This window comes from Stappia sp. 28M-7 (genome assembly GCF_014252955.1).
GTDB lineage: Bacteria > Pseudomonadota > Alphaproteobacteria > Rhizobiales > Stappiaceae > Stappia.
This window is the reverse complement of record NZ_JACMIA010000002.1, coordinates 1-20,943: the sequence shown is the minus strand read 5'-3', so window position 1 is coordinate 20,943 and position 20,943 is coordinate 1. Positions and strand designations below refer to the sequence as shown.

Sequence of the window (20,943 nt, the reverse complement as noted above, 5' to 3'; positions counted from 1 at the left end):
GCCTGGAATGGGTGGGTCTGACGGTCGTGGCCGGCTCGGATAGGGGACGATTTTTCCGATTCGGGAGATCGTTCATGCCGGGCCGTCATGTCACCGACCAACAGATGAGGCTCTTCATGACGCGCAGACATTCCCATTCCGTGCCCGCGGCCGCCGCGAAGGCCGGGATCAGCCAGGCGACCGGCTATCGGCTGCAATCCAACCCGACCCTTCCCTCACAGAAGAAGATCCCGCGCGGCCGACGTCGTCCCGACCCGCTGGCCGATATTTTCGACACGGAGGTCGTCCCCCTGCTGCAATCTTCGCCGGGTATCCGTCCAGTTGCGGTTTACGAGGAACTTCTGCGCCGGCATCCCGAGCTGGGCATCGGCATCCGGCGTACGCTGGAGCGGCGGATACGCGCCTGGCGCGCCGAGCATGGCCCCGACCGGGAAGTGATCTTCCGGCAGGTCCATGTGCCGGGCAAGATGGGCCTGTCGGACTTCACCGCCATGGGCAAACTCGGCGTGACCGTTGCCGGCGAGCAGCTGGACCACCGGCTGTATCACTTCCGGCTGGCTTATTCCGGCTTCGAGCACGCCCATGTCGTGCTGGGCGGCGAAAGCTATGTGGCACTGGCCGAAGGCTTGCAAAACGCCCTCTGGGCGCTCGGGGGCGTGCCGCAGGAGCACACGACCGACAGCCTCTCGGCCGCGTTCAAGAACCTCGACAAATCCGCCCAAGCCGACCTCACCGACCGCGTCGACGCGCTGTGCCGCCATTACGGCATGACACCCACGCGCAATACCAAGGGCATCGCGCATGAGAACGGTTCCGTCGAGGGCCCTCACGGTCATCTCAAGCGCGCCATTGAGGATGCGCTGGTCATGCGCGGGTCGCGCGACTTCGAGGATCTGACGGCCTATCGCCGATTCATCGACGAGATCGTGGGCCGGATCAACGCCCGCAATGCCAAGCGCATCGACATGGAACGTGCCAGCCTCAGACCCTTGCCCGCCCGGCGGACGACGGATTACGAGGAGATCACTGTGCGCGTCACCTCTTCGGGTGGCTTCATCCTGCGCAAGGTCTTCTACACCGTGCCGTCCCGGCTGATCGGGCATCGCCTCCGGGTTCGGCTCTACGATGACCGGCTGGAGCTGTTCCTCGGCGCCACCGCGCTGCTGACGCTGCCGCGCGGCCGGGCCTCGAGTACCGGCAGCCACGGGCACGTGGTCAATTACCGCCATGTCATCAGTTCCCTGCGCAAGAAACCGATGGCGCTGATGGGGCTGGTCTACCGGGACCAACTGTTCCCGCGGCGGGCTTTCAGCGAGATCTTCGCATTCCTGCTCGAGCAGACCGACGCAAAGGCGGCCTGCCGGATGACGGTCGATCTTCTGGCGCTGGCCCATGACCGGGGCTGCGAGGCCGAACTGGCCGCCCAACTCGAGGAGGATATCAGCCAGCACCGTCTGCCCGATATGACAGCCCTGCGCGCTCTCTTCGCCCCGTCGCCCGACAGTCTGCCCGGGGTCGAGGTGCAGCTGGCCGATTTGTCATCCTACGACCGGCTGCTGGAAAATGCCGGTGAGGAGGCTGCGGCATGACATCATCCGAGATCGATACCGCACGCCTCACCCTGGCTCTGAACGAGCTTCGCCTGCCCGCCATCAAGGCGCTCTGGCCGCGTTTCGCCGAACAGGCGGACAAGGAAGGCTGGTCCGCCGCACGGCTGCTCAGCGCCCTGGTAGAACACGAACTGGCCGAACGCGATCGCCGCCGCATCGAGCGCCATCTTTCTCAGGCCCGCCTGTTGCCCGGAAAAACCCTCGAGACCTTCGACTTTGCCGCCGTTCCCATGCTGTCCAGGGCCCATGTCGGTGCCATCACCGCCGGCGACAGCTGGATCGGGAAGGGCGCCAATATCCTGCTGTTCGGCCCGCCGGGCGTGGGCAAGTCGCATCTCGGTTCCGCCATCGGGCTGGCGCTGATCGAGAAGGGCTACCGCGTCCTCTTCACCCGCACCACCGATCTGGTCCAGAAGCTCCAGCAGGCGCGCCGCGATCTCGCACTCGAAAGCGCGATCGCCAAGCTCGACAAGTTCCACCTGCTGATCCTCGACGACATCACCTACGTCACCATGGATCAGGCCGAGACCAGCGTGCTGTTCGAACTGATCAGCGCGAGATACGAACGCCGCTCCATGCTGATCACGGCAAACCAGCCCTTCGGCGCATGGAACACGATCTTCCCAGATCCGGCCATGACGCTCGCCGCTGTCGACCGGCTGGTGCACCACGCCACCATCTTCGAGATGAATGTCGAGAGCTACCGCCGCAAGGCCGCGGAAAAGGCCAAAGGTCCCGGGCGGCCTCCGCGGAAGGCGTCGCCGGCGGACATGAATGCAGATTGACGCTCCGCGACAATCACTGCGACAAGCCCCTTGCCCGCGACAGACAAACCCGCCATCCTCGCTGCTGTCGCGACCAAGGATTCTCATCCTGATTGACGCGCTACTCTCATCCAGATTGTCGCGCTACATTGGTCGGGGCGCGTTTCGAAATGCGGTGACGGTGCGATGCGCGGGCTACTGTTCGAGGCGGCGTCATCCGTGATCCATCAGGTGAAACGTTTCTCGCGGCTGAAAAGCTGGGCTGTACGACTGGCGGGACGGCGTGGCTTCCGCAAGGCGGCCGTCGTGACGGCTCGCAAAATCGCAGTGCTTATGCTGACGCTCTGGAAAAATGGAACTGACTATCAATGGACAAAGGAGGCCACCGCCTGATCTGAGTTCTCGCGTCTGACGCGGGGAGCGCAGTCCCGACGGGACGGAGGTTGATCGATCTCGCTGTAGAGCATGGGATGGCCAGAGCCACACCCCGCACAAGACATTGGAGACGATCCGCCGCCGAAAACCATCATGAGGCGCTCAATGCGACCTCGGAGAGAACCATGACCCCGGACGGACATCAACTTCCCACGCTTGACAAGGCCGCAATCAGAGAACGCTCTACAACCGTTGGAAACGGTGGAGCGATAGGGGAATCTTCGCTCGGATTATGGCTGGTCTGGCCGCTGATCATGGTGAAGAGAAGACGGTCATGATCGACGCGACCTATCTCAAAGCCCATCGCACGGCGTCCAGCCTTGCGGTGAAAAAGGGGGGGCGTGGACGCCTGATCGGTCGAACCAAAGGCGGCATGAATACCAAACTGCACGCCATCTGCGACAGCCAGGGCCGACCGCTCAACCTCTTCGTCACCGCCGGTCAGGTCAGCGATTACATCGGTGCTCGTGCTTTGGTGAGCAGTTTGCCAAAGGTGGAATGGCTCCTCGGAGATCGAGGATATGACGCCGATTGGTTCCGAGAAGCATTGAAAGACAAAGGGATACGCGCCTGCATCCCTGGCCGGAAACAGCGGACGAAACCGGTGAAATACGACAAGCGTCGCTATAAACGGCGCAACCGCATCGAGATCATGTTTGGCAGGCTCAAAGACTGGCGGCGTGTGGCGACACGTTACGACAGGTGCCCAAAGGTCTTCCTGTCAGCTATCGCTCTTGCGGCCATCGTCATCTACTGGCTTTGAAACTCAATGAGTCCAGACCCTAGGCTGCCGCTCGGAAAAGCAATTTGAGAGCAGAGCGAGCCCCCGCAACCATCTCAACTTGCGATGCAAGTTCACGAAGATCGGCCGCCCCCACCGGGTGGCCGTCTTTCGTTTGCAAGTTGAGATTTGAGCGCCCTCCCGCAACCATCTTTACCGGCGTCGATTGCAAGTTGTGATCGATGCCGGTCCCCGCAACCATCTTTACTTGCTCGGGCAGCAAGTGAAGATTAGATCCTGCCCCCGCAACCAATTTGGACAACAAAAACCCCGCTAAACCAATCGGTTAGCGGGGTTTTGTTTTGGCCGTAAAAATAGCAAATTTGCTAACTCAATAGTATCAATGGCTTAAGTTCGTAGGCTCAAATCGGGGGTCGTATACCCCGCAACCAACTACATAAAAAGCTATGTCAGATGTCGAGATCATGGACAGGCATCGAATGGCTCAGTTCGCCTCGTCGTGGGGTTCAATAACGCTGCAATGCGATGGATAATCAAGTTTTCTATCTGCAAACAAAGCTTTCTTCTGTGCTTGACCTGAGAGATACCGTCTCCATAATTCCGGTCGGTCCATGCGGGAGGAAACATGACCACCGAGCATACCGTCATTGTCGTGTCGGCGGACGAGGCCCTGATCGCCCAATGCCAACAGGGTCTCGCGAAGTCAGAGGATTATCGCGTTGTCGTGTGCGCCGACGATAAGGAGGCGGCGCGCCGGCTCGATTCCATGCAGGTTCACCTGCTGATCTATGACGTTCCGGCCGGCACGGATGCCGCTAATAATCTCGTCACCAGCGCGCGGCTGTCGCATCCGCAGGTTGCGCGCATCGTGCTGGGTGCGCAAGACGCCCACGCCCTTGCAGCGCAGGTGGCGCGTAACGCGGCGGCTTTCCTGTTCGTTCTCAAGCCGGTGTTTTGCGAGCAGGTCGAACTGACGGCCAAGCGAGCGCTCGAACTCAACGAACTGTCGCGACGTCACCGGGTGCTGTCGCGCGAACTGAAGATTTCCGTCGACGACAACATCTTCGACGAGGCCGAGCAGAGTTCGCTCAAGGGCGGGGTCTCCCAATTCGAGCGTCTGGTCTATGTCAGTCCCGCCATGGCGGAACTGGTGGCGGAGGCGAAGCAGGCCGCGGCAACCGATCTGCCAGTGCTGATATTCGGCGAGACGGGAACCGGCAAGGAGCTTCTCGCCCGCGCGATCCACTATAATTCCGGTCGCATGGATACGCCGCTCTACGTCCAGAACTGTGGCGGCATGTCCCAGGACATGCTGCATTCGGAACTGTTCGGCCATGTGCGCGGCGCTTTCACGGGCGCGGTGGCCGATCGTCTCGGCCTGTTCCGCGCCGCCGACGGAGGCACCGTGTTCCTGGACGAACTGACGGAGATATCGCCGAGCTTTCAGGTCAGCCTGCTGCGGTTCCTTCAGGAAGGTGAGGTCAAGCCGCTCGGGTCCGACAAGATGTATCATGCCAATGTGCGGGTGCTGGCGGCCTATAACAGGCCGCTCGCCGAATTGGTCGAGAAGGGCGAATTCCGCCGCGACCTTTACTACCGACTCAAAGGGTTCGAACTGCATATTCCAGCGCTGCGCGAACGGCCCGAAGATATCCCGGTGCTGACCGATTTCTTCATCGAGAAATATGCAGGCGTGGTCGGCCGGCGCGTGGTCGGTGTTACCAAGGATGTGATCGCCAAGCTGAGAGCTTACCAGTTCCCCGGCAATGTGCGCGAACTCGAGGCGGAAATCCGCCGCATGGTCGCGCTTGCCGAGCAGGGCGGTTATATTTCCCGGCGGCATCTGCCGCGCAACATCGCCGATGTCAGCGTGGAGCCGCCCGCCGGCGACGGCGCTTACGCGATCGAGGGTGATACGCTCAAGGAAATGGTTGAGTCGCTTGAAAAACGGGTGGTGATGGAAACGCTTACCCGCCACCGCTGGAACCAGAGCAAGGCAGCCGACGAACTCGGGCTGTCGCGCGTCGGACTTGCCAACAAGATCAAGCGGTATAACCTGCAGGATGTCGCATAAGACAGAGCCGGGGCCGATCCCATGGATGACGAAAAGGCTGAGATCCTGCGTTTTCCGCAAACGCGCGTGCGCATGAAATCGAGCGGGCCGATCAACGATCTCGGCCTCAGCAAGCTCTCGCAGCAGGTCGGCTCGTCCGGGCGCAGCGCGCGAGGCCACTGGTGCAGCTACTGCCAGGGGATATGGTATTCCTACTTCCTGGAAGCCGAATGCCCGAAATGCGGCAACAGGCACGGCTGACAAGCTTCCGCAGCTATACCCATCCATTACAAGCCGCCTGCTAACCTACTTTGCAAATTCGCTGCAAAGTAAATTTCGTTTGCACTGGTATATCCGCGGTGCGGCTTCCGGGGATTCCTGCTAGCCCTTTGTTTTTCAATAATAATTGTGAAAAACGCAAAACTGGCACGCATATTGCTGCAGAGGTGGTGGGCGCAGAATCGCGCCGTGTAATGAAATCCGGCCGCGCGGTGCCGGATAAGAACTCGGGAGGAGCTCAATGGCCAACTTGCTGTGGCTGCAAGGTGGTGCCTGTTCCGGCAACACCATGTCCTTTCTCAATGCGGAAGAACCAAGTGCCTGCGATCTGGTGACGGATTTTGGCATCAACGTTCTTTGGCAGCCGTCACTCGGCCTGGAACTGGGTGACGACGTGAAGGCGATTCTGGAGAAATGTATATCGGGCGAAATCCAGCTCGATATTTTCGTTTTTGAAGGAACGGTCATCAACGCGCCCAACGGCACTGGCGAGTGGAACCGCTTCTGCGGCGAGCCGATGAAGAACTGGGTCCAGAAGCTTGCCGCCGCCGCGCAGTTTGTGGTCGCCATCGGCGATTGCGCCACCTGGGGCGGCATTCCGGCGACCGCGCCGAACCCGTCGGAAAGCCAGGGCCTTCAGTTCCTGAAACGCGCCAAGGGCGGCGCGCTCGGCGGCGGCTTCGTGTCGAAGGCCGGTCTGCCGGTGATCAACATTCCCGGCTGCCCCGCGCATCCCGACTGGGTGACGCAGATTCTCGTGGCGGTGGCCACCGGCCGGGCGGGCGATCTCACGCTCGACGAGTTCCAGCGCCCCAAGACGTTCTTCTCGTCGTTCACCCAGACCGGCTGCACGCGCAACATGCACTTCGCCTACAAGGTCTCGACCACGGCGTTCGGCCAGCGCAAGGGCTGCCTGTTCTACGATCTTGGTTGCCGCGGTCCCATGACCCACAGCCCGTGCAACCGCATCCTTTGGAACCGCGTCTCCTCCAAGACCCGCGCCGGCATGCCGTGTCTCGGCTGCACCGAGCCGGAGTTCCCGTTCTTTGACCTCGCGCCAGGCACGGTCTTCAAGACCCAAACCGTCATGGGCGTGCCGAAGGACCTGCCGGAAGGCGTCGACAAGAAGGGCTACGTCAAGCTGACCGCCGCCGCCAAGGGGGCCGCGCCCGCCTGGGCCGAAGAAGACATCTTCGTGGTCTGAGACAAGTCGGATTTTTGGAGAAATAACATGTCACAAGCAGCAGTTCAGACACTCGATATCTCACCGGTCGGCCGCGTGGAGGGCGACCTCGACGTCCGCGTCGACATCGAGAACGGCGTCGTCGTCAACGCATGGACGAACGCGGAGATGTTCCGCGGTTTCGAAGTGATCCTCAAAGACAAGGACCCGCAGGCGGGTCTCGTCGTCACGCCGCGCGCCTGCGGCATATGCGGCGCCTCGCACCTCACCTGCGCCGCCTGGGCGCTTGACACCGCCTGGGGTACGACGGTGCCGCGCAATGCGATCATCGCCCGCAATCTCGGACAGATCGTGGAATCGATGCAGTCGCTCCCGCGCCATCACTACGGCCTGTTCATGATCGACGCGACCAACAAGAACTATTCGGGCAGTCAGTTCTACGAGGAGGCGGTGAAGCGCTATTCGCCGTTTACCGGGACCAGCTACGAGGCCGGCGTGACCATCTCTGGCCGTCCGGTCGAGATCTACGCATTGCTCGGCGGCCAGTGGCCGCACTCCTCCTACATGGTTCCGGGCGGTGTGATGTGCGCGCCGACGCTGACCGACGTGACCCGCGCCTGGTCGATCCTGGAGCATTTCCGCCGCAACTGGATCGAGCCGCTGTGGCTCGGCTGTTCGATGGAGCGCTACGAGGAGATTCAGACCTACGACCAGTTCCTCGAATGGCTCGACGAGCGACCCGAACACGCCAATTCCGACCTTGGTCTCTACTGGCGCATGGGCATGGATATCGGCCTGCAGAACTATGGCAAGGGCCACGGCAAGTTCGTGACCTGGGGCTACCTGCCGCATGAGGACCGCTACCAGAAGCCGACCATTGCAGGGCGCAATGACGCGGTGATCATGAAATCGGGTGTTTACGACGGTGCGTCCGACAGCTTCAAGCTGATGGACCAGATCCACACCCGCGAGGACATGCAGCACGCCTGGTATGACGAAGGCAATTCGCTGCATCCCTTCGACCGGACCACCACGCCGGTGTCGAAGAACGACATCGACCCGGACGGCAAGTATTCCTGGTGCACGGCCGTGCGCCACGAGGAAAACGGCCGCCTGGAGGCCGGTCCGCTCGCAAGGCGTCTGGTCGCGGGCGGTCCCGGCCAGGACTTCCAGCACTCCGACGGTCTGGTGCTCGACATGTACCGCAAGATGGGCGGTGCCTCGATCCTGCTGCGCCATTTCGCGCGCATGCACGAACTGTGCATCCTCTACCGCGAAGCCGAGCGCAACCTGCGCGAGATGAAGCTCAATGAGGAGTGGTACATCAAGCCGACCGAGAAGGATGGCCGGGGATGGGGTGCGACCGAGGCGATCCGCGGTGCGCTGTGCCACTGGATCGACGTGGAGGGCGGCAAGATCAAGAACTACCAGATCATCGCGCCGACCACATGGAACGTCGGACCGAGGGCGGCCGACGGCGAACGCGGCCCGATCGAGGAGGCGCTGATCGGCACCCCGATCGCCAATCCGAAGGACCCTGTCGAGGTCGGCCATGTGTGCCGGTCCTATGACAGTTGCCTGGTCTGCACGGTGCACGCCCACGATGCGAAGTCCGGCGAGGAACTCGCCCGCTTCAGGACATCCTGACCGAAACACTATCGACGGCGCGGGCGCGAGGTTCAATCCTGCGACCCGCGCCGGTAAGATCGGATGGCGTGCGCCCGACCGAGTCGCCGCCAGTCGGGAAGGAAGTGAATTGGATATGGTTGAACAACCCGGCGTGGGCAGATCCGAAGCCGATTTTTTAGCGCGCTATGGGGTGACCCCGGAAAAGGCCGACCATGCGACGCTTCTCGAGATGATCAAGGACCTCTTCGAGGAGGGACTGGAAACCAAGGTTGAGCCATTTCCCGAGACCGACAGGGAATTCGGGCGCATTCTCGACGATCTGCGGGCCATGGGGAAGAACGAACTGCGCGCCAAGCTGATCGAATCGGGCTGGTTGCTGGAGCCCTATGGGGAAGAGGAAATGCGCTGTCAGGAGTGCATGTACTACCTCGTCCACAAACGCTGGTGCGACCTGCCGGAGCTCGACCTGCCGGCGGAGCCCGACTGGTGGTGCCGTTTGTGGAGGATTTAGACACTCTCTGATTTGCGGCCGATCAAGTGTGTTTGCCAGGGAGGAAGCGACATGGACGATCAGGCATCGAGCGCGCAGGACGACAGGTTGCGCGAGGACATCGGCGCGATGCTGGCGGGCGGGCTAGAGACGGAAGTCTGGCCGCGTGCTGAGACATCGCAGATGGTGAACGAGATCGTGGCGCGCCTGCAAAAGGATGCGGGTGACGACCTGACCCAAAAGCTCGTGATCGCCGGGTTCACCGATTACACCGTGGAGGCCGACGACCTCGAGCAGCCATGCGAGACCTGCATGTACTATCTCATGCATCGCCGCTTCTGCGCCCTGCCGGAGCTCATGCTTCCCGTCGAGCCGCAATGGTCGTGCAGGCTGTGGCGGATATGAGCGTGGCGGTTCGCACCGCGATTATCGGCTGCGGCAACCCAAACCGCTCAGACGACGGGCTGGGGCCGGCGGTTGCCGCCAGACTGCGCGATGTGAATCTGCCGCCGGGCGTCGCCGTCTTCGACGCGGGCACGGATGGCATGGCCGTCATGTACCAGGCGCGCGGCGTGGAACGGCTGATCATCGTCGATGCGAAGGTTCCCGAAGGCAATCCAGGCGCGATCTACCGGGTGCCGGGCGACATCCTGCAGGCACCGCCGCAGCACAGCCTGAACCTCCACGATTTCCGCTGGGAGAACGCGCTCTATGCCGGGCGCATGATCTATGGCGCGGCGTTTCCGGGCGACGTTTCGGTCTTCCTCGTCGAAGCCGAGAGCCTGGCGCTCGGCCTCGGTCTTTCGCCAGCCGTGGAGGCGGCGGCGAACCGGCTGGCGGAGCAGATCGCATCACTGGTCGCGCCCAAACCGGCGACGGCATCATGAGCGCTACCGTCGCTGTCAGGAACGGCTCGGTCTATCTGTCGGCGTCCGTCGTCGAAACCTACTTCCGCGGCATTGAGGCGGTGATCGTCCTCATTCGCGACGGTGCGGTGAACATTCTGCCGGTCCACCAGATGGCCGCCGGGGGATGCCTGCTGAAGATGCGCAATGCCGCCGGCGACCGGGTCGCAAGCGCGCCGGACGTTTTCGAGGCCAACGATCTGCTTGCATGGCAGGCGCTGGACCTGCCGGCATCGTGGTCGAGCGAGCAGGGCGCCCTGGTCGTTCCGCTTCCTGAGTATCCGGATTTTCAGAAGAAAAATGGCTCTATTTGAGCCTTATTTGTAAAGTAAGTTTGCAGTTTATAATGTATCTAGACATTTTATGCGAACTTTGCTTTCATTTTGTCAGGCGGGTTGGGAGCCCGCCGAAACGGGAGGATACCGATGACCGTGCGCAGCCGCACACCAGAGCAGGTCGACGTCGCCATGCGCATGGTCGAGGAGGCGCAGGGCACGCCCGTCGAGAAGGCCGAGATGCTCATGGAGATCGCCATGAGCCTGCAGCAGAAGCCGAAGGAAGCCTCCGACATCGAGGCCGCCGTCACGCTCTACGAGACGGCGCTCGGCCTCGAGGTGAAAGACCTGCCGTTGCTTTCGGCGCGCATCCGCGCCCGCATGGCGACGGCGCTGATGATCATTCCGAGCGAGGACACGCTGCCGCTGGAGCGTGCGCGCGATGAACTGGAAACCGCGCTCGGCACACTCACGGCGGAAGGAAGCGATGAGGAGATCGCCGAGGCGGAGATGAACCTCGGGCTGGTGCTGCAGAACCTCGCCCCCTTCCACAAGGCGCGCATCCAGGATTCCATCAGCGCCTACCAGCGCGCGCTTCGGACCTTCGACAAGAAAGCTCATCCCAAGGAATTCGCGATCCTGCAAAACAATCTCGCGACGGCCTTCCTGTCCATTCCGTTTACCGACGAGAAAGCGAAGATGCGCGAGGCGCTCGCCGTCCAGGCATTCGAGGAAGGCCTTTCGGTGGTCACTCTCATCGACCATCCGAGCGAATACGCCATGCTGCAGAACAATCTCGGCAACGCGCTGCAATACGTCTCGTCGAGCCACAGGGTGGAGAACGGCTTTCGCGCGCTGGACGCCTATGACGAGGCGCTGAAGGTGCGCGAACGCCGCAATGCACCGGGCGAATACGCCAACACCATCGCCAACAAGGCCAACTGCCTCGCCAACCTGCCGGACGACCCGGAAGAGCCTGACAAGGGAAATCCGCGCAATCTGTCCGCTGCCTGGACGCTCTATGGTGAGGCGCGGGACATCTTTCGCCAACTGGGCGATTTGCAGAAGGCCGAAGCGGTTGGCGAGGCCTTGCGGGAACTCGAAGAGGACCTGCCATCAGTGCCCTTGAAGGCCAATGGCGCCCACTAAAATCAAGGAAAGGGAAACATGGACATCATCACTCTCATCATCGCGCTCGTGGTCGGCATAGCCGCGGCCATTGCCGGCGGAGCCCTGTCGGGCATGAAGATCGGCGCGGAGGCGCTTGGCGCGGACCTCGCCGCCTATATGGGCGGGCTCTACGGCTTCCTCGCCGGCTCTATCGGCGTCGTGGCGGGCCTCGTCCTGCTCACTGTTGTGAAGGGGGGCTTTTGATGCTCGGCATGGCCATGAATTCCGCGAAACTGTTCTTCCAGGGCAAGCTCTTCCAGGACAATTCCAGGATGATGGGCAAGCTGGCGCTCGGCGCCGGGCTAGGGGCCATCGTCATCGTCATCGCCGGCCAGTTCCTGCCCGTCTGGGCCGCTGCACTCGCCGGCGGAGCCGTCTCGGGCCTTGCCCAGCCGGTGCTCTTCAAGGACCTCAAATACGTCTGACCGCCATGAACGAAATGTCCGACCAGAAAGGCGTCGCGAATGCCGCCCCGATCTCCGCTCCGCCCGGCGCGGCGGAGGCCGAGGAGCGGAACCTTGCCGCGCTGCTGTCCGACATTGCCGCTCTCGAAGCGCTGGCCGAACACTGGCCGGACGAGCAACGCAACGCCGCCAATGCGCGCGTCAAGGCCGTCGAGCAACTGAACGCGGAAGGCTTCAGGCGCCTGATCCGCCAGTTGAAAGGCCATCCAGCGCTCGGCCCGGCACTCCGGGAAGCGGCGACGGACGAGCTGGTTTACGCCGTGCTGCGCCGCCACGGCATCCTCAAGCCGAGCCTGTTCGAGCGGGTCGAGGCAGCGCTTGAAACCATTCGCCCTATGCTGGACAGCCATGGCGGCGACGTGGAACTCGTCTCCGTCGAGCCGCCGGCATGCGAGGTGCGGTTCCTCGGCGCATGTGACGGCTGCCCGGCCTCGCAGCTCACTTTCTATGCTGGCGTCAAGAAGGCCATCCAGGACAATGTGCCGGAGATCGAGGAGATTCGGCAGGTAAGGGGGCTCGGCGGCGGCGGAGACGCGGGCACCGTGCATTTCACCTCGCCATTCGCCAGTTACAAGAGCGATAGCTGGAGTTTCGTCGCCAAGCTCGGTGATCTCGCCGAGGACGAGACGAAGGTTCTGGACGCGGGGGGGCATTCGCTGCTCGTCACGCGCTTTGCCGACCGTGTCACCATCTTCGAGAATGCCTGCGCCCATATGGGCATGGCCATGGACGGCGGCGACATCGCCGATGGCCGCATCACCTGTCCCTATCACGGTTTCGAATATTCGCTGGAAAGCGGCGAATGCCTGACCGCGCCGGAAGTGCAGCTTCAGCCGCATGGAGTGCGCGTGGTCGGCGACCGTATCGAAGTGCAGTTGACGTCATGAGAGCCTCGCTCGCCCATGCCTCCAGCTTCGCGCCGATCAAGGCGCCGGGGTCGGCGGTCGAGGGGCGTCCGCTACTCGCCACGGATGGACCACGCACCGTGCTCGGCTGGCGCCCGGACGATTTCGCCGTTTCCATCCGTCCCGATGCATCGACCCTGTTCGGCCCGCGCGGCGCGTGCCTGCACGCCGACGGCTCGCTGTGGGTCGCCGATACCGGCCATCACCGCCTGCTCGGCTGGCGCGCGGTGCCGGTGGAGGACAATGCGCCGGCTGATATATTGATCGGCCAGCCGACATTTGAGGCAGAGGGGCGCAACGGTAAGGCGGAACCCGGCGCGACGAGCGTTAACGTGCCGACCGGCATCTGCGCTTTCCGCGACGGGCTCGCCGTCGCGGACGCCTGGAACCACCGCGTGCTGATCTGGTTGGAGACCCCGACCGAAAACAACCAGCCGGCCGACATTGTGCTCGGCCAGAAGGATTTCGCCTCGGTACTGGCCAATGAAGGTGCCGATCGGCCCACGGCGACGACGCTGCACTGGCCCTATGGCGTGGCCGCGATCGACGGCAGGCTGGTGGTCTGCGACACCGGCAACCGCCGTCTGCTGGTCTGGAACGATGTGCGCGAAAGCGGACAGGGCGCTGACCTGGTGCTCGGGCAGGCCGACTTCACGAACCGCGACGAGAATGCCGGCGGCGCGGTGTCGGCGATGTCGATGCGCTGGCCGCATCAGATCGCCTCGTGGCTGGGCCGCCTCGCCGTCGCCGATGCTGGCAACAACCGCATCACGATCTGGAACGGGTTCCCCGCGGCGAACGGCGCACCGTGCGACGCCGTTCTCGGGCAAGCGGATTTTGCCGCCTGCGATCACAACGGCGCGGCCTATTATCCGTCGAACCGGACGCTGAACATGCCTTATGCGCTCGCCTGCCATGGCGGGCAGCTGATCGTCGGCGACACGGCGAATTCGCGGCTGGTCGGATGGTGCGATCCGGAAACCGGGTCGGCGGCGGATGCGCTGACCGGCCAACCGGATTTCGCGGCCAAGGGCGACAATCGCTGGGGCGTTGCGACGCGCGACAGCCTGTGCTGGCCCTATGGTTTGAGCGTGCTGGGCGGCCTCGTCGCCATCGCCGACAGCGGCAACAACCGGGTGCTGTTGTGGGAGGTCGCGCGATGAGCGGCGAGCGCCTTACCATTCGTGGGCAGGTGCAGGGCGTCGGTTTCCGGCCGACCGTTTGGCGGCTGGCGCAGGAAATGGGCCTCGCCGGCGACGTGCGCAACACCGGCGACGGCGTGGAAATCCGCCTGTGGGGCGAAGCAGGCGACGTCTTCGTCGACCGTTTGCGTGCCGAGCTTCCGGCGCTGGCGGAGATCGAGGCGCTGGAGCGGGCGCCGATCAGCGATCCCGCGCCGGATGGTTTCGGCATCGTGCAATCGCAGGGCGGGCGCATGCGGGTGAACGTCACGCCCGACGCTGCGACCTGTCCGGACTGTCTGGAAGAGGTGCGCAATCCGCTCGCCCACCGCTACTGGTATGCGTTCACCAACTGCACCAATTGCGGCCCGCGCTTTTCGATCATTCAGGGCGCGCCCTATGACCGCGCGCTGACTACGATGCGCGACTTTCCCATGTGCGAGACCTGCGCGGCCGAATACGGCGATCCCGCCGACCTGCGCTTCCATGCCCAGCCGGTAGCCTGTGCGCTTTGCGGACCGAAAGCCTGGCTGGAAAAGCTCGGCGGCGGCGCGGTGCATGCCGAGGCCTTCTCAATGATGGACGATGTGGACGCCGCCGGCGGTGCGATCATGAACGGCCATATCGTCGCGGTGAAAGGGCTTGGGGGTTTCCATCTCGCCTGCGACGCGACGAAGGGCGAGGTGGTCGCCCGCTTGAGGGAGCGGAAGAGACGGCGCGGCAAGGCGTTCGCGCTGATGGCGCGCGATATCGATGTCATCCGCCGCTATGCCGAGGTGAACGCGGACGAAGAAGCGCTGCTGACCTCGCCGGCGGCGCCCATTGTGCTGCTCGAGGCGAAGGCCGGAATGCTGCCCGACGCCATCGCGCCGGGGCTTGGCCGGCTTGGCTTCATGCTGCCCTACACGCCGATGCATCACCTGATGCTGCGCCGCATGAAGCGGCCGGTGGTCATGACGTCCGGCAACATTTCCGGCGAACCGCAATGCACCACCAACAATCAGGTGCGCGATACGCTGTCGGACGTGGCTGACTTTGCGCTGTTCCATGACCGCGATATCGCCAACCGTATCGACGACAGCGTGGCAAGCGTGGTTGCCGGCAAGACCCGCCTGCTGCGCCGCGCGCGCGGCTATGCGCCCCAACCGATCCGGCTGCCCGACGGCTTCGACAGCGACATGCAATTGCTGGCGCTCGGCTCGGAGTTGAAGAACACGTTCTGCCTCGTCAAGAACGGGCAGGCGATCCTGAGCCAGCACATGGGCGATCTGGAAAACGCCGCGACCCATGCCGATGTCGAGCACAATCTGGCACTCTACCGGCAGCTCTTCGAGCATGAACCGGCCGCCATCGCGGTCGATCGGCATCCCGAATATCTCTCCACCAAGCGGGGCTACGACATGGCCGGCGAGCGTCCGGTGATCGAGGTCCAGCATCATCACGCCCACATTGCCGCCTGCATGGCCGAGAGTGGCCTGCCGCTCGACGCTGGCCCGGTGCTCGGCATTGCCATGGACGGTCTCGGACTCGGCGATGACGGCACGATCTGGGGCGGCGAGTTCCTTGCCTGTACCTATCATGGCTACAAGCGCCTCGGCCTGCTGAAGCCGGTTGCGCTTCCCGGCGGCGCGGCGGCGGTGCGCGAGCCGTGGCGCAACCTTTATGCGCATCTCATGGCCGAGATGGGCTGGGCCGAGTTCGCCATGAATTTCCGCAATCTCGACGTCTTCCCGAGGCTCGACGCCGCGCCGCGTGCCACGCTGGACGCGATGATCCACTCCGCCACCAACGCGCCGCTGTCGTCGTCTTGCGGTCGGCTGTTCGACGCGGCGGCGGCGCTGACCGGGCTTTGCTGGGAGCGGCAGAACTACGAAGGCGAGGCGGCGATGCTGTTCGAGGCTGCCCTCGACCCGGACGCATTGAACGAGCCCGACGATCTCGCCTATCCCTTCGCGATCCCGCTGATGGGCGGCAGGGGGCTGCCCTATATCGAGCCGCTCGCCGTGTGGCGCGCCATGCTCGGCGACCTCGTTTTGAAGACACCGGTCGGAACCATGTCGGCACGCTTCCACCGGGGGCTGGCGAAAGCCATCGTCGCCATGGCGAAGCGCCTCGCCAGCGATGCGGAGATCGACACGGTCGCGCTTTCCGGCGGCTGTTTCCAGAACGCCACTTTGTTCATGCTTGTCGAGGATGGCCTGAAAGGCGCGGGCCTGCGCGTGATCAGCCATTCGAAAGTGCCGGCCAATGATGGCGGGCTGTCGCTCGGCCAGGCCACCGTGGCGCTTGCCACGCTATCCAGAAAGGAGAAAGCCCATGTGTCTCGGGATTCCAGGACAGATCGTTGAGATATCGGACGCCGAGCGCAAGTTGGCGCTTGTCGACGTGTCGGGCGTCCGGCGCCAGGTGAATGTCGCCCCCATCCTCGATGGACAAGCGGTGGAGGATCTGGTCGGCGTGTGGACCCTCGTCCATGTCGGCTTCGCCATGAGCCGCATCGATGAGGAGGAGGCGAAAAAGACGCTGGAAATCCTGCGCCAGCTCGGTGAGGCGCAAGAGGAGATCGAGGCGATGCGGGCAACCGAAGCCATGCTCGCCGGCGAGAAGGTGGAGGCGGCGCAATGAAATATGCCGACGAATTCCGCGATCCGGTCGCGGCCAAGGGCCTGCTGGCGAAAATCGAGCAGGTCACAAACGAAATCGGTGCGACGGCGGAAAAGCCGGTGCACATCATGGAGATATGCGGCGGGCACACCCACGCGATCTTCCGCTATGGCCTCGACAAGCTGACCCCGCCGGGGATCGAGTTCATCCACGGGCCGGGCTGTCCGGTCTGCGTGCTGCCGATGAGCCGGGTGGACGAATGCGTGGAGATCGCCGAGCAGCCCGGCGTCATCTTCTGTACATTCGGCGACGCGATGCGCGTGCCGGGCACCAGAAAATCGCTGCTGCAGGCCAAGGCCGACGGTTGCGACATCCGCATGGTCTATTCGCCGCTCGACGCATTGGAACTGGCGCGGCGCAACCCGGACCGCGAGGTGGTCTTCTTCGGCCTCGGCTTCGAGACGACCACGCCGTCGACAGCCTTCACCATCCAGCAGGCGGCTACCGACGGGCTGACGAACTTCTCGGTCTTCTGCAACCACATTACCGTGCCGCCGCCGATCAAGGCGCTGCTCGACGACCCCTACATGACGCTCGACGGTTTCGTAGGGCCGGGCCATGTCTCCATGGTGATTGGTATTCGCCCCTATGACTTCATCGCGCGCGATTACAAGAAACCCATCGTGGTCGCCGGCTTCGAGCCGCTCGACCTGCTGCAATCGGTGCTGATGGTGCTGGAGCAGATCCGCGACGGGCGCGCCGAGGTGGAGAACCAGTACTCGCGTGTCGTGCCCGACGAGGGCAACCCGGCCAGCATCGCCGCCTGCGACGATGTCTACGAGAAGCGCGAACGCTTCGAGTGGCGCGGCCTTGGCGAGATCGACGCATCGGGCCTGAAGATTCGCGACAAATACGCCGCCTTCGACGCCGAGCAGAAGTTCGGCATCGGCTATGGTGCCGCCAGCCGCTTCGTCAAGGAACCGGAAGGCTGCCGTTGCGGCGACGTGATGACCGGCCGCATCAAGCCGCCGCAATGCCCGAAGTTCGGTGCCGAATGCCTGCCCGAAACGCCGCTCGGTGCACTGATGGTCTCTTCGGAAGGGGCGTGCGCTGCCTATTACCAGTATGGCGGCTCGCGGCTTGAGGCAGCGGAATGAACCACCAGTCCGATCCCGAGGCCGTCCGCGCCACCCGCAGGCTGAAGGCCGACACGGTCACGCTCGCCCATGGCGGCGGCGGCAAGGCCATGCGCGATCTGGTGGAGGATGTGTTCACCTCGGTCTTCGAACCGGCGGACATGGAGGATCAGGCGCGCCTGACCGACGCGGCGATGCGCGAAGAGGGTGCCCGCCTCGCCTTTACCACCGATAGTTTCGTGGTCGATCCGGTCGAGTTCCCGGGTGGCGACATCGGCAAGATCGCGGTGTGCGGGACGGTCAACGACCTCGCCGTCGGCGGCGCGAAACCGCTATGGCTGTCGGCGGCCTTCATCATCGAGGAAGGCGTTGAGGTTGCATTGCTGCGGCGGGTCGCAGCCTCCATGCGCGTGGCAGCCGACGATGCGGGCGTGCGTATCGTTACGGGCGACACCAAGGTGGTCGGCAGGGGTTCGGCGGACAAGCTCTTCGTCACCACGTCGGGTGTCGGCGTGCTGCCGGCGGGCCGCGATCTTGCGGCATGCAATGTGCGCGCCGGCGATGTCGCCATCGTCAACGGCGTGCTCGGCGATCACGGCGCGGCGATCCTGGCGGCGCGCGGCGACATGGCGCTGTCGGTGGAAATCGAATCCGATTGCCAGTCGCTCAACGCGCTGATGGAGGCCGTCATCGCTGCCGCGCCATCGGTGCGCTGCGCGCGTGACGCGACACGCGGCGGGCTTGCCTCCGCGCTGAACGAGATTGCCGACGCAGCAGGCATCGGCATCGAGATCGAGGAAACAACCCTGCCGTTGCGCGCCGAGGTAAAGGGCGTGTGCGAGATCCTCGGCCTCGATCCGCTATACCTCGCAAACGAAGGCACGCTTGTCCTGTTCGTGCCGCCGGAGGAGGCCGAGGCGGCGCTCGCCGCCATGCGTGCCACGCCAGCCGGGCGCGATGCCGTGACTATCGGCAAGGCGGTCGACAAGCACCCGCGCACGGTGGTGATGCAGACATTGTTTGGAGGGGGACGCATCGTCGACATGCTGGTCGGCGAACAGCTTCCCCGCATTTGTTGAGACCGGCCAAGCCGGCCTTGAAAGGGAGCTGACCATGACACTCAAAAGGGAGAGAACCATGAAACTCAACAGATTGCCCGTCGCCCTGGCGGTCACCTTGGCGGCGACGCCCGCTCTAGCCCATACCGGCCACGGCGCCAGCGGCTTCGTCACCGGAATGATGCATCCGCTGACCGGCACCGACCACCTGATGGCGATGGTGGCCGTCGGGCTGTGGGCCGCGCTTGTCGCGCCAAAGTTCTTCTGGGTCGCGCCCGCTGGCTTCATGGGCGGCATGCTCGCTGGCGGTATTGCCGGCATGGGTGGCTTCACCCTGCCGGCCGTCGAACCGATGATCGCCGGTTCGATCATCCTGTTCGGCATCATGGCGGCGCTGATGGTGCGCTTGCCGGCTATCGCCGCCTTCGGTCTCGCCGCCGTGTTCGGCGCCTTCCACGGCATCGCCCATGGTGCGGAGATGCCGGCGGGGATTGGCGCGGCCGAATACGCTGCCGGTTTCCTGATCGCCACCGCCCTGCTTCACGGGGTCGGCATCGTTGCCGGCCTTGCCTCCCAACGCATGGCGGTGGCGCGTCTCGGCCGTGTTGCCGGCGGTCTCGTCGCCCTCGGCGGCGTGGCGCTGGTGGCAGGCTGACGACACCGGCTGGGCGCAGCAGAACCTCCGTTGCGCCCGGCCCTGGAACCGGAAGCACCGCCATGCATGAACTCGGCCTGACCCGCAATATCGTCGCGATCGTCAGCGAACATGCCGGCGCGCGTGCGGTGAAACGGGTGCAGCTTGCCGTCGGGCCGCATGCCTGCGTCGAGCGCCAGGCACTCACCTTCTGCTTCGACATGGTCGCCGCCGGGACGGTTCTGGAGGGCGCGGACCTCGATTTCATCGAAGCCGAGGGCGATACGTTCAAGATAAGGGAATACGAATTTCGGGAGGAAGCGTGATGTGCGGAACCTGTGGATGTTCAGATCCTGCGAATGCGGTCACGATGACGAATGTCGCGACCGGCGAGACGGTGCAATTGCGTGGCGACGATCCAGGTCACGCCGGCCATCATCATGACGGCCACCACCATCATGACCATGACCAGGATCATCATCACCATCATGAAGGCGACGACCGGCCGCATGTGCACGGACCGGGCGGCGAGGTGGTGCTGCTGGAGGCGGCGATCCTCGCCAAGAACGACACCGTCGCCGCGCAGAACCGCGGCTGGTTCGAGGGCAGGCGCGTTGCCGCCTACAACCTGGTCAGTTCGCCGGGTGCGGGCAAGACGACCCTGCTAGAACGCACCATCAGGGAAATGAACGGCCAGCGCCAGATCTGCGTGATCGAGGGCGATCAGATGACGGCGAACGACGCCGAGCGCATTCGCGATGCCGGCGCGAGGGCCATCCAGATCAATACCGGCGCGGGCTGTCACCTGGAGGCCGACATGGTTGGAGAGGCGGCGCGCGCGCTCGATCCCGAGCCTGGCTCGCTCATGCTGATCGAGAATGTAGGCAATCTCGTCTGCCCGGCCATGTTCGATCTCGGCGAGCGCATGAAGGTGGCGATCGTGTCGACCACTGAGGGCGAGGACAAACCGCTCAAATATCCGCACATGTTCCGCGCCGCCGAACTGGTGCTCATCAACAAGATCGATCTCGCCCCGCATGTCGAGTTCGACGAGGAGAAATGCCGCGCCGCCATCAGCGAGGTGAACCCGGCGGCGCGCACCATCGCGCTGTCGGCCAAGACGGGTGCCGGATTCAAGGAATGGCTGGATTTCCTCAAGGCGTAATCGGCAGAACTTCAGTGCGCGAGGGAATTAGAAGTGCTCATCTCACGTAACGGGAGGCGTCGCTGTTTTCGACCGTCTAAGGACTGGGACTGCCAAAGCAGCGAACGCGAGAGATTGTCGGTTCGACCCAATCCGCCGCCCACAACCAGAACGTAGGCATACGCCCGATTCCGGCTGGCCCGTGACGCTTTTCCGATGGCGCTGACTGGTGCGAGGCGTCACACGGGAACTATGAGCGAATGTCGGTATCGGGGGTTGCGA

The 20,943-nt window shown here is 63.7% G+C and carries 23 protein-coding genes and 1 pseudogene; all 24 read left to right on the top strand.

Features of this window, described 5'->3' with window-relative positions:
- Window positions 1–74 precede the first annotated feature (74 nt).
- The 24 genes and pseudogenes from istA (at window position 75) to hypB (ending at window position 20,682) form a co-directional block, all read left to right on the top strand.
- Entirely contained in the window at window positions 75–1,589 is a 1,515-nt protein-coding gene (gene istA, locus H7H34_RS21475) for an IS21 family transposase (RefSeq protein ID WP_185926666.1), read from the top strand.
- Complete coding sequence (gene istB, locus H7H34_RS21470) at window positions 1,586–2,395, top strand: IS21-like element helper ATPase IstB (protein ID WP_185926665.1); 810 nt, start codon at window positions 1,586–1,588, stop codon at window positions 2,393–2,395. Before istA ends, istB begins: the two co-directional genes overlap by 4 nt.
- 165 nt (window positions 2,396–2,560) lie before the next feature.
- Window positions 2,561–2,767 carry a hypothetical protein gene (locus H7H34_RS21465; RefSeq protein ID WP_185926664.1) on the top strand — a complete coding sequence of 69 codons (207 nt, stop codon included), beginning with the start codon at window positions 2,561–2,563 and terminating at the stop codon, window positions 2,765–2,767.
- Window positions 2,768–2,984: 217 nt separating this feature from the next.
- Window positions 2,985–3,572, top strand: a pseudogene (locus H7H34_RS21460) (IS5 family transposase); the annotation flags it as partial.
- A 604-nt stretch (window positions 3,573–4,176) separates the two neighbouring features.
- The gene (locus tag H7H34_RS21455; protein ID WP_185926663.1) at window positions 4,177–5,625 is read left to right on the top strand and encodes a sigma-54 dependent transcriptional regulator; all 1,449 of its coding nucleotides are present in this window, start codon (window positions 4,177–4,179) and stop codon (window positions 5,623–5,625) included.
- Between the two features lie 21 nt (window positions 5,626–5,646).
- Window positions 5,647–5,865 (top strand): hypothetical protein, encoded by a 219-nt coding sequence (locus H7H34_RS21450; RefSeq protein WP_185926662.1) that lies wholly within the window; start codon window positions 5,647–5,649, stop codon window positions 5,863–5,865.
- 259 nt (window positions 5,866–6,124) lie between these two features.
- Window positions 6,125–7,087: an NADH-quinone oxidoreductase subunit B family protein gene (locus H7H34_RS21445; protein ID WP_185926661.1), complete on the top strand. Its 963-nt coding sequence runs from the start codon at window positions 6,125–6,127 to the stop codon at window positions 7,085–7,087.
- Between the two features lie 27 nt (window positions 7,088–7,114).
- Entirely contained in the window at window positions 7,115–8,713 is a 1,599-nt protein-coding gene (locus tag H7H34_RS21440) for a nickel-dependent hydrogenase large subunit (protein ID WP_185926660.1), read from the top strand.
- A 115-nt stretch (window positions 8,714–8,828) separates the two neighbouring features.
- Window positions 8,829–9,206 (top strand): hypothetical protein, encoded by a 378-nt coding sequence (locus H7H34_RS21435; protein WP_371811461.1) that lies wholly within the window; start codon window positions 8,829–8,831, stop codon window positions 9,204–9,206.
- A gap of 51 nt (window positions 9,207–9,257) precedes the next feature.
- Window positions 9,258–9,590: a hypothetical protein gene (locus tag H7H34_RS21430; protein WP_185926659.1), complete on the top strand. Its 333-nt coding sequence runs from the start codon at window positions 9,258–9,260 to the stop codon at window positions 9,588–9,590.
- Window positions 9,591–9,592: 2 nt separating this feature from the next.
- Window positions 9,593–10,072: a hydrogenase maturation protease gene (locus H7H34_RS21425; protein WP_371811460.1), complete on the top strand. Its 480-nt coding sequence runs from the start codon at window positions 9,593–9,595 to the stop codon at window positions 10,070–10,072.
- Window positions 10,069–10,404: a hypothetical protein gene (locus H7H34_RS21420; protein WP_185926657.1), complete on the top strand. Its 336-nt coding sequence runs from the start codon at window positions 10,069–10,071 to the stop codon at window positions 10,402–10,404. The genes H7H34_RS21425 and H7H34_RS21420 overlap by 4 nt, the downstream gene beginning before the upstream one ends.
- 111 nt (window positions 10,405–10,515) lie before the next feature.
- On the top strand, window positions 10,516–11,514 hold the full coding sequence (locus H7H34_RS21415) for a tetratricopeptide repeat protein (RefSeq protein ID WP_185926656.1): 999 nt from the start codon (window positions 10,516–10,518) through the stop codon (window positions 11,512–11,514).
- 18 nt (window positions 11,515–11,532) lie between these two features.
- On the top strand, window positions 11,533–11,739 hold the full coding sequence (locus tag H7H34_RS21410; RefSeq protein ID WP_185926655.1) for a hypothetical protein: 207 nt from the start codon (window positions 11,533–11,535) through the stop codon (window positions 11,737–11,739).
- A gap of 8 nt (window positions 11,740–11,747) precedes the next feature.
- Entirely contained in the window at window positions 11,748–11,960 is a 213-nt protein-coding gene (locus H7H34_RS21405; protein ID WP_185926654.1) for a hypothetical protein, read from the top strand.
- 14 nt (window positions 11,961–11,974) lie between these two features.
- Window positions 11,975–12,886: a NifU family protein gene (locus tag H7H34_RS21400; RefSeq protein ID WP_185926653.1), complete on the top strand. Its 912-nt coding sequence runs from the start codon at window positions 11,975–11,977 to the stop codon at window positions 12,884–12,886.
- A 98-nt stretch (window positions 12,887–12,984) separates the two neighbouring features.
- The gene (locus H7H34_RS21395) at window positions 12,985–14,067 is read left to right on the top strand and encodes an NHL repeat-containing protein (RefSeq protein ID WP_245165599.1); all 1,083 of its coding nucleotides are present in this window, start codon (window positions 12,985–12,987) and stop codon (window positions 14,065–14,067) included.
- Window positions 14,064–16,433 (top strand): carbamoyltransferase HypF, encoded by a 2,370-nt coding sequence (hypF, locus tag H7H34_RS21390; protein ID WP_209006417.1) that lies wholly within the window; start codon window positions 14,064–14,066, stop codon window positions 16,431–16,433. Before H7H34_RS21395 ends, hypF begins: the two co-directional genes overlap by 4 nt.
- Window positions 16,402–16,710, top strand: a complete 309-nt coding sequence (gene hypC / locus H7H34_RS21385; RefSeq protein ID WP_185926651.1) for a HypC/HybG/HupF family hydrogenase formation chaperone — start codon at window positions 16,402–16,404, stop codon at window positions 16,708–16,710. The genes hypF and hypC overlap by 32 nt, the downstream gene beginning before the upstream one ends.
- Window positions 16,707–17,846 carry a hydrogenase formation protein HypD gene (gene hypD, locus H7H34_RS21380; protein WP_185926650.1) on the top strand — a complete coding sequence of 380 codons (1,140 nt, stop codon included), beginning with the start codon at window positions 16,707–16,709 and terminating at the stop codon, window positions 17,844–17,846. Before hypC ends, hypD begins: the two co-directional genes overlap by 4 nt.
- Window positions 17,843–18,904 (top strand): hydrogenase expression/formation protein HypE, encoded by a 1,062-nt coding sequence (gene hypE / locus H7H34_RS21375; protein ID WP_185926649.1) that lies wholly within the window; start codon window positions 17,843–17,845, stop codon window positions 18,902–18,904. Before hypD ends, hypE begins: the two co-directional genes overlap by 4 nt.
- A 58-nt stretch (window positions 18,905–18,962) precedes the next feature.
- Window positions 18,963–19,538 carry a HupE/UreJ family protein gene (locus H7H34_RS21370; RefSeq protein ID WP_185926648.1) on the top strand — a complete coding sequence of 192 codons (576 nt, stop codon included), beginning with the start codon at window positions 18,963–18,965 and terminating at the stop codon, window positions 19,536–19,538.
- 62 nt (window positions 19,539–19,600) lie between these two features.
- Window positions 19,601–19,843: a hydrogenase maturation nickel metallochaperone HypA/HybF gene (locus tag H7H34_RS21365; RefSeq protein WP_185926647.1), complete on the top strand. Its 243-nt coding sequence runs from the start codon at window positions 19,601–19,603 to the stop codon at window positions 19,841–19,843.
- A gap of 44 nt (window positions 19,844–19,887) precedes the next feature.
- A complete protein-coding gene (gene hypB / locus H7H34_RS21360; RefSeq protein ID WP_371811459.1) occupies window positions 19,888–20,682 on the top strand; it encodes a hydrogenase nickel incorporation protein HypB in 795 nt (264 codons plus the stop codon).
- The last annotated feature ends 261 nt before the right edge of the window (window positions 20,683–20,943 follow it).

Excerpts from the sequence above, each read along its gene's own strand:
- H7H34_RS21465 (WP_185926664.1), top strand. The coding sequence starts at position 2,561 with ATGCGCGGGCTACTGTTCGAGGCGGCGTCATCCGTGATCCATCAGGTG.
- H7H34_RS21365 (WP_185926647.1), top strand. The coding sequence starts at position 19,601 with ATGCATGAACTCGGCCTGACCCGCAATATCGTCGCGATCGTCAGCGAA.
- hypF (WP_209006417.1), top strand. The coding sequence starts at position 14,064 with ATGAGCGGCGAGCGCCTTACCATTCGTGGGCAGGTGCAGGGCGTCGGT.
- H7H34_RS21415 (WP_185926656.1), top strand. The coding sequence starts at position 10,516 with ATGACCGTGCGCAGCCGCACACCAGAGCAGGTCGACGTCGCCATGCGC.
- istB (WP_185926665.1), top strand. The coding sequence starts at position 1,586 with ATGACATCATCCGAGATCGATACCGCACGCCTCACCCTGGCTCTGAAC.
- hypE (WP_185926649.1), top strand. The coding sequence starts at position 17,843 with ATGAACCACCAGTCCGATCCCGAGGCCGTCCGCGCCACCCGCAGGCTG.
- hypC (WP_185926651.1), top strand. The coding sequence starts at position 16,402 with ATGTGTCTCGGGATTCCAGGACAGATCGTTGAGATATCGGACGCCGAG.
- H7H34_RS21370 (WP_185926648.1), top strand. The coding sequence starts at position 18,963 with ATGAAACTCAACAGATTGCCCGTCGCCCTGGCGGTCACCTTGGCGGCG.
- H7H34_RS21435 (WP_371811461.1), top strand. The coding sequence starts at position 8,829 with ATGGTTGAACAACCCGGCGTGGGCAGATCCGAAGCCGATTTTTTAGCG.
- istA (WP_185926666.1), top strand. The coding sequence starts at position 75 with ATGCCGGGCCGTCATGTCACCGACCAACAGATGAGGCTCTTCATGACG.
- H7H34_RS21430 (WP_185926659.1), top strand. The coding sequence starts at position 9,258 with ATGGACGATCAGGCATCGAGCGCGCAGGACGACAGGTTGCGCGAGGAC.
- H7H34_RS21405 (WP_185926654.1), top strand. The coding sequence starts at position 11,748 with ATGGCCATGAATTCCGCGAAACTGTTCTTCCAGGGCAAGCTCTTCCAG.
- H7H34_RS21400 (WP_185926653.1), top strand. The coding sequence starts at position 11,975 with ATGTCCGACCAGAAAGGCGTCGCGAATGCCGCCCCGATCTCCGCTCCG.
- hypD (WP_185926650.1), top strand. The coding sequence starts at position 16,707 with ATGAAATATGCCGACGAATTCCGCGATCCGGTCGCGGCCAAGGGCCTG.
- H7H34_RS21440 (WP_185926660.1), top strand. The coding sequence starts at position 7,115 with ATGTCACAAGCAGCAGTTCAGACACTCGATATCTCACCGGTCGGCCGC.
- H7H34_RS21445 (WP_185926661.1), top strand. The coding sequence starts at position 6,125 with ATGGCCAACTTGCTGTGGCTGCAAGGTGGTGCCTGTTCCGGCAACACC.
- H7H34_RS21410 (WP_185926655.1), top strand. The coding sequence starts at position 11,533 with ATGGACATCATCACTCTCATCATCGCGCTCGTGGTCGGCATAGCCGCG.
- hypB (WP_371811459.1), top strand. The coding sequence starts at position 19,888 with ATGACGAATGTCGCGACCGGCGAGACGGTGCAATTGCGTGGCGACGAT.
- H7H34_RS21450 (WP_185926662.1), top strand. The coding sequence starts at position 5,647 with ATGGATGACGAAAAGGCTGAGATCCTGCGTTTTCCGCAAACGCGCGTG.
- H7H34_RS21455 (WP_185926663.1), top strand. The coding sequence starts at position 4,177 with ATGACCACCGAGCATACCGTCATTGTCGTGTCGGCGGACGAGGCCCTG.
- H7H34_RS21420 (WP_185926657.1), top strand. The coding sequence starts at position 10,069 with ATGAGCGCTACCGTCGCTGTCAGGAACGGCTCGGTCTATCTGTCGGCG.